This is a genomic window from Paraburkholderia sp. HD33-4 (assembly GCF_021390635.1).
Lineage (GTDB): Bacteria > Pseudomonadota > Gammaproteobacteria > Burkholderiales > Burkholderiaceae > Paraburkholderia.
On the sequence record NZ_JAJEJS010000001.1, the window covers coordinates 3,583,344 to 3,594,752 of the forward strand.

Here is an 11,409-nt window from a genome sequence, read left to right on the forward strand (position 1 = left end):
TGCGGCACGCCCTCAATCGTAGGATCGAAGCGAACGACTCGAACGCGGCAAGCAAGCCGAGGAGGAGACACGATGAGCCAGGATCACGAACATCCGCATTACCGGGCCGAGCACGAAGCCGCTGAGGCCAGCCACCAGATCGACTGGCGCGAGCACGGCGTGAAGGTCATCCGAGGCGATCAACTCGACACCCATACCGCGCAGACGCCAGGCATGAATCGCGCGGCCGCGATCAACGCGGCACGGGTCGGTGCGCAAAAGATTTGGGCCGGCACCGTCACGATCCATCCGAACGCGAAGACCGGTGCCCATCATCATGGCGCGCTGGAAAGCGTGATCTACGTGGTCCGCGGTCAGGCGCGCATGCGCTGGGGCGAGCATCTGGAATTCACCGCCGAGGCCGGTCCCGGCGACTTCATCTTCGTACCGCCCTATGTGCCGCATCAGGAGATCAACGCGAGCACCGACGAGCCGCTCGAATGTGTGCTCGTACGCAGCGGTAACGAAGCGGTCGTGGTCAATCTGAACATCGATGCGGTCGAGCAGCCGGAAAGCGTCTACTGGGTCGATCCGATCCACAAGCACCCGCACGATCACTAAGCCGCTCATTCACCTGCTCACTTAACAGACCACGCCACATGACGCCTACCACCTCGCTGCGCCCTCGCCTTGTCGCGCTCTACGTGGTACTGATCTCCGCCAACCTCGGCGCATGGCTGTGGGCGCTGATCGCGTTTCGCCACTATCCGCTGCTGCTCGGCACCGCGCTGCTTGCGTATGGCTTAGGCCTGCGCCATGCGGTCGACGCCGACCACATCGCTGCGATCGACGCCGTCACGCGCAAGCTGATGCAGACCGGCAAGCGACCGATCGGCATCGGACTCGCGTTTTCGCTCGGCCATTCGACGATCGTGATCGCGGCGACGATTGGCATCGCGTGGACCACGCATTCGCTGCATGGGCGTTTCGAGGGTTTCAAGGAAGTCGGCGGCACGCTCGGCACGTTGGTTTCCGCTACGTTCCTGCTAGTGCTCGCGGCGGTCAATCTCATGATCCTGCGCGACGTGTGGCGCCGCTACCAGCACGCGCAGCCTGGCGAGATAGGGACCACAGCGTCAGCCGAAGTGCTCGCTCCAGTCGGGCTACTGTCGCGCACATTGCGGCCGCTATTCCGGCTGGTGACGAAAAGCTGGCACATGTACCCGGTCGGCTTGCTGTTTGGACTTGGCTTCGACACCGCGACCGAGATCGGCCTGCTAGCGATCGCCGCGTCGCAAGCGAGTACCGGGCTGCCGCTCTATTCGATCCTCGTGTTCCCGGCGCTCTTCACTGCCGGCATGACGCTCGTCGATTCGACCGACAACGTGCTGATGGTGCACGCGTATGCTTGGGCGATCGACGACCCGAAGCGCAAGCTTTTCTATAACGCGAGCATCACGTTCGTGTCGGCGGCGGTCGCGATCGCGATCGGCGGCGTCGAGGTGTTGGGGCTGCTGTCGGACCGCTTAGGCTGGAGCGGCGGCGTGTGGGATGCGATCGCTGGCGCCAATGATCATTTCGGCGCGCTCGGCTATGCAATCGTCGCGGCCTTCGTGGCGTGCTGGATCGGCTCAGTGCTGTTTCATCGCTGGAGACGGCCGGATGCAGCGGCAAGCTAGGTGTCGCAGCAAAACTTGTTCTATGCGAGCGATGCGATTGGTAAGGATTGACGCACAATGCCCAGCGGCACATCGCGCTGATCGTTGCGCATCAAATCCTTTCCGTCGTGGATCAGATTCCGAACTGTCGAAAAGCTGGATTTCGCAGCAGTTTCTAACGCTCTCGGAACGCTTCACGCGCTTTGAAAATCGGCTTCAGCAGGTAGTCAAGGATGGTTTTCTCACCAGTACGGATATCGACCGTCGCAACCATGCCCGGCAGAATCGGCAGGCTTTTCCTGCCTGCATGCAACTCACTCGACTCTGTCAGCACAAGCACGCGATAGTAGGTCGCATCGGGTCGGCCTGCTGCGGCCTTCTGGTCATCCTTGAGGGTGTCAGGACTGATGTTTTCAACCTTACCCTTCAGCCCGCCATAAATGCCGTAGTCGTAGGCGGTGATCTTCACCGTGGCCGGTTGACCGGGATGAAGGAATGCGACATCCGAAGGCTTTATGCGCGCCTCGACGAGCAACTGATCTTCCAGCGGCACGATCTCCATGATGTGCTCGCCCGGCTGAATGACCCCCCCGATCGTATTGACGCGCACGTTCTTCACCGTGCCATATACGGGTGCCACCACCGTCGTGCGCTGCAGGACATCCGCGCGACCCACCACGGTTTCGCTGGTTTGCGCCAACTCCAGTTCCAGCTTCGTCAGTTCCGAATTCGCATCGGCCTGAAACTTGTTGCGCCGCTCGACGATCTGCGAGCGCAGGTCGTTTGCCTGACGGCGCATGCGTAGCAGTTCGACTTCGGATACCAGCCCCTTGGCCGCCAACGGCCCGGCCAGCGCGATTTCCTTGCCCGAGAGCGAGTAGCTCTTTTCCAGCGCAGCCACGCTGTCGTCCAGCGCACGCCGTCGCGCGTTGTAGGCGAGCGTCTCCTGCTTCACGACCGCAGGCACGGCTTTCACATCGTCCGGAAACGTCAGCGGTTGGCCATACGCCTCGGCACGCAAACGCGCGATCGTCGCCTTCAGTCCGACTGATTTGGACCACGCTTCGCGATAGCTTGTCTCTGCACGCGTCGGGTCGATCTTTGCCAACACCTGGCCCTTCTTGACGATATCGCCCTCGCGTACATCCAGCTGCTCGAGAATCCCGCCTTCGAGACTCTGGATGACCTGCTCGCGGCTCTTCGAAATGATGGTTCCGTCTCCGTGCGTAATCTCCTCCACGCGCGCAAAGTGCGCCCAGGTCAGGCCGACTGCCAGAATCGCGAGAATCACGTAAAGCACGATCATCGAGCCTGGAGTCGACTGCGTCAGCAGCGATTCCTTGATGTCGCTCATAAATGCGGCGTCGGCTGGTGTGAGCCTGACATCTTTCCCGCCGCGTCTAAGAATATTGAGGTTCATTGAAATTGCTCCTGGTTCGGCACGACTGCCTGCCCGTTAGCGGCTTGCACAGTGCTTGCTGAAACAGCTTTTTTTGCGGCCATGATCCTGATATCCGTGGTGGCGGCTTTAGGCGCCGCTGGCCTGACGGCCGAGCCGGCAGCGGTTTTCGCCACGGCTCCCGGCGAGGTGCGCTGTTGCACGTCCGGCTGCGTTCCATCCGCTGCGGCCGCCTTGGCCTTGCCCGACAGCGTGGCGAGGATCTTGTGCTTCGGCCCGTCGGCCACGACTTTGCCTTCCTCGACGACGACAATCCGATCAACCAACGCCAACAAAGATGGCCGATGGGTCACGACAACAATCGCCTGTCCGACCGTCGCGCGCGCGAGGTGCTCAAGGAAAACCGTCTCAGTCTGGCTGTCCATCGCGCTGGTCGGCTCGTCGAGCAGCAGAAGCTGCGGCCGGGCAAGGAGGCTCCGAGCTAACGACACCAGTTGACGCTGGCCGCCGGAGATGCCCAGACCACCTTCACCAATCGGAAGATTGATGCCTTTGGGATGGCGGCTGGCGAAGTGGTCAAGGCCGGTCAGACGCATCACGCGCAAGAACTCGTCAGCGCTCGCTTCGGGCCTACCGATCATCACGTTTTCGCGCAAGGTACCGTGAAAAAGACGCGCGTCCTGACCCACGTAACCCACGGCTTTGCGCCAGTCGGCCAAGTCAATCTGCTCGACATCCAGACCGTCCGTGAACACCTGGCCGCCGACCGGTGCATAAAGACGCGCCATCAAACGCAGCAGGGTCGATTTGCCGCTACCAACGCGGCCCAGGATGGCAACCCGCTCGCCGGCCCCGATGCTCAGATTGACGTCCTTCAGAACCGACGGATTCGGTTGCATGTCGGGTGAGGGGTATGCGAAGCAGACGTCCTTCAGCGTGATTTGTCCCGAGAGCGGTGGCTTAGGCAGATAGGTGCGTAACGGATCGCGATCGACGGGCATCGCCATCAGGCTGTTCAAGGAGTGCAGCGCGGCCTTCGCCTGCTGGAAGCGCAAGGCGAGTCCCATCACCTGGCCCAGCGGCGCGGTAATTCGACCCGCCAGCATCACGGTACCGATCAGTGCACCTTGCGTCAGCTCGCCCGCGCCAATCAGGTACACGCCCAGCACGACCAGCACCACGGTCTGCAACTGCTGCAACAAGGTGATGAAGCTCATTGCCTTGCTGGAAATCTGACGCGACTTCATCGACGAGGATGCCGCCATCCCGCTGAAGGTCTCCCAACGCTTTTGCATATGGCCTTCGCCACCCACCGCCTTGAGTGTTTCAAGACCTTCAATCGATTCGATCAGTACACCCTGCTTGAGCGATGCGTCCCTGAAATTCTCTTTCATGAGTCGGGCAAGTGGCCACTGCACGAACAAACTCGCACCGATGATCAACGGAATCATCAACAACGGCACCCAGCCGAGCGAGCCTCCAACCGCGAACACCACGCCCACGAAGACGAATACGAACGGCAGATCGGAAATCGCAGATAGCGTTGCGGAGGTCGCGAAATCTCGCACCGACTCGAACTCGCGCAGCTGGTTGGCGAATGAACCTGCCGATGTCGGCTTGTGCTCCATCCGGATGGAGAGCGCTCGCCGGAATAGAATCGTGCCCATGATGAGATCCGCCTTCTTGCCGGCGACGTCCAGCAAATGGCCACGGACCTGACGAGAGATCGCTTCAAAGAGCATCGCAATGCCAACTCCAATCGCGAGCGACCAGAGCGTGACGTAAGCCTGGTTCGGAACCACCCGGTCGTACACATTCATCGTGAAAAAGACGCTGGCGAGGCCGAGTACATTGATCAGCAACGCTCCAAGTGCGGCACTCGCGTAGTAGCGCCGATAGCGCCATAGCGTACCGAGCAGCCAGTGACCGGCTGGTTCGACGCTTTCCCCTTCGCGCAACTCGACTCTCGCCGTCGGCTTGACCAGAATGGCGTAGCCCGCATAGATCTCATCCATCTCCTCTTGGGTGTACTCCACCGGCTCGTGGCCGATCTCTGGCACGATCACCTGATACAGAACGCGGCTCTTGGCTTCCTTATCCGGATTCGTGCGCCGACCCAGCAACACGCAGCCGCCCATACGGCGATGCAGCAAAATGACCGGCAGCACGTGCCCCGGCAGCAGTTGCAGGTGGCGCTCCACCAGCCCCGCCGTGAGACCCGCATTAGACAGAGCGGCGAGCGCCAGTGACGGCGAAAGCATGCCGCTCTTCGGCAGGCCAGCAGTCAGCGCCTCCGTCGTCTTGCCACAACCGTAACGCTCGCAGACCCACATTACGGAACTGAGTAGGCCGTCCTCGTTGGTGAGGGTCTGCGCCGCAGCCTGCACGTCAGGAAAAACGTCTTGAGTCATGATCGGAACCGGTTAGATTGATCGTTGTGGCGCGATACCTGAACCGTGATCTGGACGTACAGAACGATGACACAATCCTTGTCGTCTAAGGGTCGATTCGGCTAATTCGCGTGATTGATAAGCGAAACAAGAAATTCCGCATTGGCTTCCATTGTCCAAAAAATAGTCAGCTGAAAGAATCAGACGGTCACACCGACGCAGCAGGACCAGTACGAATTTGTGGCTCGCCTACCTGTAACCCCACGGTCCTTGGACGAAGTAGCGTTAGAACGCAGCACTTGCGGGAGCGGCTTTTGAGCTAATGCGAAATCTTGCTTATTGAGGTCCCTTGTGCGTCGAATCGACGCACGACGGCATTCCTCGTATTGAGAAGCCTTTGGTGAAGAATCCCAGCAAGAGCACGCCAGCGTATGAACTGAAAACGAATGACCGCGGTTACGCTGTGCGTAGTTATTCTCTCGGGAGCCAATAACTGGACCGGAATTTAGTGGTGGGGCACTGCAACTTTGCGTGCATCGCTGACTTAGTGCCGCGGCTGTAGGTCGCGTGTCGTGAGCTGGACCTCGAAGCCGCCATCGATCGCTGGATCACCTCGGTCTGCGCATCCTGAACGATCTCGGATATGTGATCCAGGATCGGCCGGGACTTCAGTGCTATTTGAGCTCACCAATTCCAGGCATGAGAGCCGCGCCGTGCTAGCAAACAGCCAGTCCCCTCTACGAAATAGAACAAGCTGTTCCTGGATCCGGCTATTACGTCGGCGGCCGTCGACCGGCTAGCTAGTCATGCGATCATGGTCGACCTTGACGTCGATAGCTATCGGAGGCGTACCTGTTGATTTTCACGGAGTCTTAACCCACCGTTTTCATCTAAATTTGACCCACCTCGAGACAGCGTAGTACATCTATTCCGGTGTGGATAACTCTTCGTTTCCAGCCGGTTTTGCTGCCCTTTTTCTCGTTGCCTTCGCTTTGGCAGAACTGGTCCTGAAGCGCCACGATTCGTTGCCAGTCTCGACGATGTGGCAATGATGCGTAACCCGGTCCAGCAGCGCTGTCGTCATCTTTGCATCCCCGAACACCGTTGCCCACTCGCCGAAGCTGAGATTGGTGGTGATCGCGACACTCGTATGCTCGTACAGCTTTGACAGCAGGTGGAACAGCAATGCGCCACCGGTCTGGCTGAACGGCAGATAGCCAAGTTCATCGAGAATCACCAGATCGACGTACATCAGCTTGTGTGCGATCTGGCCTTGTTTGCCCGCCGATTTCTCCTGCTCCAGGGCGTTGGTCAGCTCGACAGTTGAGAAGTAACGCACACGCTTGCCGTGGCGCTGTACGGCCTCGATTCCGATTGCCGAGGCAAGGTGCGTCTTGCCAGTGCCCGGCGAACCCACTACACACTGCCCATCATCATTGCGATGATGTGATCATCCGCTATCCGTTTCACCCTCGCTGCGGTGAACGGATAACCGTCATCGGGATGAACAATTACCGGGGCGAGTCGTATCTGACTATCAGGCAGCCCGATGGCACTCTGACGCATCTTCCGCCGTGGATGGCAGGCGAGGATGCTGCCCGCATGTCTGTCGTCGTCCAGCCGGAGTTGCCTCATGCGGTGCTGATCGAACTTCTGCGCCTGGTCGACACGGCGTTATCGTGCTTTGCGGCGGTAACACCTGAGGGAGGCAAAGATGCGCAACCAGATGACGAGGCAGAAGGATCTGTTCGAGGAAACTGTGCCGGAGGCGTTAGTATCAGAGGAGATGCAAGCCGAGCTGGTGACGCAACTGGCGCTGCTGATGTTCGCGTTGATCGACGTCATCGAAGCGGAGGCGCGTGATGAGCAAGATCGGCGCTGAACACCTTTCCCGTCGTGCATACGTGTACGTCCGTCAGTCAACGCTGGATCAGGTCCACCACAATCGCGAGAGCCAGTTGCGCCAATACGGGCTTGCCGATCGCGCACGCGGACTTGGCTGGCCAGATGCGACGGTTATCGATGACGACCTGGGTCGCTCCGGCTCTGGCAATCATCGTCCCGGATTCGAGCGCCTATTGGTGGCACTGTGCAGCGGCGAAGTGGGTGCCGTATTCTGCATCGAAGCCTCGCGTCTTGCGCGCAATGGTCGTGACTGGCACACGCTTCTGGAATTCTGCCGTCTTGTAGGATGCCTGCTGATTGACGAAGATGGAATTTACGATCCGAGACAGCCTAACGATCGCCTCCTGTTAGGCATGAAGGGCACGCTTTCCGAGATGGAGCTTTCGACGTTTCGCCAACGCTCACAGGCGGCTCTTGATCAGAAAGCCAAACGCGGTGAACTGTTCACGTCGGTGCCAATCGGTTATGTGCGTGCACAAGGAAATCGTATCGAGAAGGATCCTGATACCCGCGTCCGGGAAGCGCTCGATCTGGCGTTCCGGAAGTTTCGCGAGTTTGGTAGCGTCAGGCAGGTCCTCCTATGGATTCGACAGGAATGCATTGAGCTACCCGCGGTGAACTACGGCCCGGACGGTCGCCACATTGTATGGAAGCTTCCCGTCTATAACACCCTTCTGCACATCCTGACGAATCCGACTTATGGCGGCGCATACGCGTTTGGCAAGACCCGGACTATTGCTCGCATTGTGAACGGACGCAAGCGAGTGTTTGCGGGCAACCCCCTTCAGCGCGAGGAATGGCAGGCCTTGATCATCGAGCACCACGCGGGCTACATTAGCTGGGACGAGTACGAGGCGAACCGCAAATTGATTACCAATAACGCGAACATGAAGGGCAGCATGGTCCGCGGCGCTGTCAAGCGCGGGAGCTCGCTTCTGGCGGGACTGCTTCGTTGCGGTCACTGCGGGCGCAAGCTGCACGTTGCGTATTCCGGCACCAAAGGCACCGTCGCGCGGTACAACTGTCAGGGCAGCATGATCAATCATGGTGGCCCTCGCTGCATTTCGTTTGGTGCGGTTCGTGTTGATCAACGCGTTACTGAAGAAGTTTTGCGCCAACTTCAACCGTTAGGTATTCGTGCATCACTCGAGGCCATTGAACGTACACGAACAGAGCAGGACGAACGCGTGCGGCACAAGGAGCTGGCACTTGAACAGGCGCGGTATGAAGCTGCGCGAGCACGTCGGCAATACGATGCGATTGATCCTGAGAACCGGCTGGTTGCGGCGGAACTTGAGCGACGGTGGAATGAAACGCTGAAGACGCAGGTGCAAATACAGACCGAACTCGACCTCCTGCGCGAACAGTCATCGAGGGCGCTGAGTGCGGGCGCGCGTGATGAACTTCTGCGACTCGGTGAAGACCTGCCCCGGCTATGGCACCACCCGGCCAGTTCGGTCGAGATCAAGAAACGCATTCTTAGGACGGTCGTCAAGGAGATCGTTGCCACAAAGCAGGACGACACGATTCGTGCACTCGTGCATTGGCAAGGAGGCGATCACACCGAGATCGTGTTCGAGAAGAACCACACAGGTGAGCATCGCTGGGCCACCGATGTCGCAACGATAGACATCGTTCGCGCGTTGGCGAGAACGTTGGCAGATCAAGGCGTAGCGGCGGTCATCAATCGACTAGGCAAACGGACGGCGAAGGGCCACACCTGGACCGCCGCGCGAATCTGCACGCTGCGGAAGGACCATCGAATCCCTGCATATCGCGAAGGCGAACGGCAGGAGCGCCGCGAACTGACGGTTACAGAAGTAGCCACCCTGCTGGGTATCAGTGCGCCAACCGTCATCCGCCTGATTCGAGTCGGGAGGTTGCCGGCGTCACAGGCTTGTCTGGGTGCGCCATGGATCATCCAGCAGGTGGACGTCGACAATTATCTGGAGCGACGAGCTGCGGACCGTCCGCAATCAGATAACTCAAATCAATTATCCATTGATCTTCAATGACATAGGGAGGTGAGCATTATGTCTCGTGCCCGGGGCCGCCGATGAACACGACGTTGTGTGCGCTTGCGAGAAACGACAGTTCGCTGAGTTCACGAATCAGCGCTTCATCAACTTGTGCCTGTGCGAAGTCGAAGCCTTTCAGGTCGCGGTGAGCCGGGAAGCGTGCGGCGGTCATCTGGTAAGCGATCGAGCGGACCTGCCGTTCGGCGGTTTCCGCCATCAACAGCTGCTTCATGAAGCGCTCCGGCTCGAAGTCAGTGTGACGCGCCTGTGCCAGTAGCTCCGGCCAGGTACTCGCCATGCCGTGCAGTTTGAGGCCCTTGAGCTGGGCAATGATGTCGTTAGACATGACGATCCTCCGGTGGGTTGGCGCGTAGCGTCTCGTAGCGATTCACGTCAGCCGCCGGTTCTTCCTTGAGCTGGAGTTTCGTGGTGGCGAGACTGGCACTCGTGACAGGCGCCTTCAGCCGGCTCAGCACGTTCAGGACATGCTCCCCACTGGGGCGCCCTGAATCCAGCGCAGCCTGCACAGCGAGCAGCACAGCATCGAGTCCGTGTTCGCGCACCGCGGCGAGCACCTGCGTCATGATGCGATCGCCGCCCGGGTGTTTGAGCAGGTGCCGCTGCAATAGCTGCAGCGGTTGCGGCATCGTGATGAAGGGCGCACCGTTGCGCAGTGCGCCGGGTTTGCGCTCGACCAGCGTGATGTAGTGTCGCCAGTCGTAAAAGGTCATGTGCCGCTCGAAGCTGCGTTCGTGGCGGGCGATCTCGTGCGCGTCGGCGACGACGCTGAGATACGCCGGATAGCAGCGCACGCTCACCAGCTGGTTCGTGTACTCGGTAGGCACGCTGTAGCGGTTGCGCTGGACGTGGATCAGGCTGGTCGACGAAACCCGCAGGGTCTGCTCGACGTAGCCGTCGAACGGCCGTGGGTTGGGCATCAGCCGGGTGCGCTCGTCCTGCAACACGTCCTCGACTGTCAGCTCGGGCCATTGCGGGTGCCGCATGTGCCAGGCTTCGCGACACTGGCCGGCGACCCATTCGTTCAGAATCTCCAGCGTCTCCCAGCGCCGTAGCGCCGCTTCGTGCCAGATCTGCCGTCGGCGGTCCTGAACATTCTTTTCGACGATGCCTTTCTCCCAGCCTGCCGCCCGGTTGCAGAACTCTGGCTCGAACAGATAGTGGCTGCACATCGCTTCGAAGCGTGCGTTGACCGCGCGCTCCTTGCCGCGGCCAACCTTGTCCACGGCGGTCTTCATGTTGTCGTAGATGCCGCGCCTGGGCACACCGCCGAATGCGGCGAATGCGCGGGCGTGCGCGTCGAACAGCATCTCGTGACTCTGGGTGGGATAGGCGACGAGCCAGAACGCGCGGCTGGCGTTGAGTTTGACGTGGGCAACCTCGAGGCGCCGCCGCAGCCCGCCGATGAAGGCGTATTCGCAGCTCCAGTCGAACTGGAAGGCTTCGCCGGGCTCGAAGGCGAGCGGCACGTAGGCCTTTCTGCGCGGCGCTTCGGCCTGTTCCTCATGCCAGCGCCTCACGAACGCGCTGACGCGGCCGTAGCTGCCCGCGTAACCCTCGCCGCGGATCGCCTCGAACATGAATCGCGCGGTGCGCCGGTCGCGCTTCGGGCGATGACTGTCCGCCCGCAGCCAGCCCGTCAGCTGTGCGGCCCACTCGTCAACAACGCTCGGACTGACGCGCTTTGGATACTTCGGCTCGACAGAATCGGTCTGCCGCAGCCAGCTGCGCACCGTGTTTCGGGACAGGCCCGTACGCCTCGCAATCTCGCGCAGCGGGACCTGCTCGCGGAAATACATCCGCCTGATCTTGGCCAATATGCCCACCGTGATCACCTCTGTATCCCCTGCTCAAAGATTGAGCAGGACATTCAATCACGTGGGTCAAAATTCGATGAAAATTACGCCCCTTAGTGGGTCAATTCTGCGTGAACATCAACAGGTCCACTAAAGCAGAGATGATCAACGATCGTCATGCGCGCACGTGGCCGGCGAAGCACGAGTCCCCTCTTGGGAACCGCGCTACCGTCGTGAGGTCATTCA

7 protein-coding genes and 2 pseudogenes are annotated in these 11,409 nt (G+C 60.0%); 4 read left to right on the forward strand and 5 right to left on the reverse strand.

The features are described 5' to 3' along the window. The first annotated feature begins 72 nt into the window (after nucleotides 1–72). Both L0U84_RS15930 and L0U84_RS15935 read left to right on the forward strand, forming a co-directional pair. Nucleotides 73–600, forward strand: coding sequence for a cupin domain-containing protein (locus tag L0U84_RS15930; protein WP_233851061.1), 528 nt, complete (start codon nucleotides 73–75; stop codon nucleotides 598–600). Nucleotides 601–638: 38 nt separating this feature from the next. Beyond that, complete coding sequence (locus L0U84_RS15935) at nucleotides 639–1,658, forward strand: HoxN/HupN/NixA family nickel/cobalt transporter (protein WP_233851062.1); 1,020 nt, start codon at nucleotides 639–641, stop codon at nucleotides 1,656–1,658. Nucleotides 1,659–1,812: 154 nt separating this feature from the next. On the opposite strand, the gene L0U84_RS15940 is transcribed toward L0U84_RS15935, so the two are convergent. From L0U84_RS15940 to L0U84_RS15950, 3 genes and pseudogenes are all read right to left on the reverse strand, one after another. Beyond that, complete coding sequence (locus L0U84_RS15940; protein ID WP_233851063.1) at nucleotides 1,813–3,057, reverse strand: HlyD family type I secretion periplasmic adaptor subunit; 1,245 nt, start codon at nucleotides 3,055–3,057, stop codon at nucleotides 1,813–1,815. After that, nucleotides 3,054–5,447, reverse strand: coding sequence for a type I secretion system permease/ATPase (locus tag L0U84_RS15945; RefSeq protein WP_233851064.1), 2,394 nt, complete (start codon nucleotides 5,445–5,447; stop codon nucleotides 3,054–3,056). Before L0U84_RS15945 ends, L0U84_RS15940 begins: the two co-directional genes overlap by 4 nt. A 904-nt stretch (nucleotides 5,448–6,351) precedes the next feature. Further along, nucleotides 6,352–6,846 (reverse strand): annotated as a pseudogene (locus L0U84_RS15950) (ATP-binding protein); the annotation flags it as partial. A 294-nt stretch (nucleotides 6,847–7,140) separates the two neighbouring features. Here L0U84_RS15950 and L0U84_RS15955 point away from each other — a divergent pair. Together L0U84_RS15955 and L0U84_RS15960 are read left to right on the forward strand one after the other, a co-directional pair. Next, nucleotides 7,141–7,308 carry a hypothetical protein gene (locus L0U84_RS15955; protein WP_011493047.1) on the forward strand — a complete coding sequence of 56 codons (168 nt, stop codon included), beginning with the start codon at nucleotides 7,141–7,143 and terminating at the stop codon, nucleotides 7,306–7,308. Beyond that, the gene (locus L0U84_RS15960; protein ID WP_233845960.1) at nucleotides 7,289–9,346 is read left to right on the forward strand and encodes a recombinase family protein; all 2,058 of its coding nucleotides are present in this window, start codon (nucleotides 7,289–7,291) and stop codon (nucleotides 9,344–9,346) included. Before L0U84_RS15955 ends, L0U84_RS15960 begins: the two co-directional genes overlap by 20 nt. A gap of 28 nt (nucleotides 9,347–9,374) precedes the next feature. Here L0U84_RS15960 and L0U84_RS15965 read toward each other — a convergent pair. Further along, nucleotides 9,375–9,695: pseudogene (locus tag L0U84_RS15965) on the reverse strand (ATP-binding protein); the annotation flags it as partial. Continuing rightward, on the reverse strand, nucleotides 9,688–11,166 hold the full coding sequence (gene istA, locus L0U84_RS15970; protein WP_267939715.1) for an IS21 family transposase: 1,479 nt from the start codon (nucleotides 11,164–11,166) through the stop codon (nucleotides 9,688–9,690). The pseudogene L0U84_RS15965 and the gene istA, both read right to left, overlap by 8 nt. Between the last annotated feature and the right edge of the window lie 243 nt (nucleotides 11,167–11,409).

What these genes read in the sequence shown, in the direction of transcription:
- L0U84_RS15955 (WP_011493047.1), top strand. Translation starts at nt 7,141, where the DNA reads ATGCGCAACCAGATGACGAGGCAGAAGGATCTGTTCGAGGAAACTGTG.
- L0U84_RS15945 (WP_233851064.1), bottom strand. Translation starts at nt 5,447, where the DNA reads ATGACTCAAGACGTTTTTCCTGACGTGCAGGCTGCGGCGCAGACCCTC.
- L0U84_RS15930 (WP_233851061.1), top strand. Translation starts at nt 73, where the DNA reads ATGAGCCAGGATCACGAACATCCGCATTACCGGGCCGAGCACGAAGCC.
- L0U84_RS15935 (WP_233851062.1), top strand. Translation starts at nt 639, where the DNA reads ATGACGCCTACCACCTCGCTGCGCCCTCGCCTTGTCGCGCTCTACGTG.
- istA (WP_267939715.1), bottom strand. Translation starts at nt 11,166, where the DNA reads ATGTATTTCCGCGAGCAGGTCCCGCTGCGCGAGATTGCGAGGCGTACG.
- L0U84_RS15940 (WP_233851063.1), bottom strand. Translation starts at nt 3,057, where the DNA reads ATGAACCTCAATATTCTTAGACGCGGCGGGAAAGATGTCAGGCTCACA.
- L0U84_RS15960 (WP_233845960.1), top strand. Translation starts at nt 7,289, where the DNA reads ATGAGCAAGATCGGCGCTGAACACCTTTCCCGTCGTGCATACGTGTAC.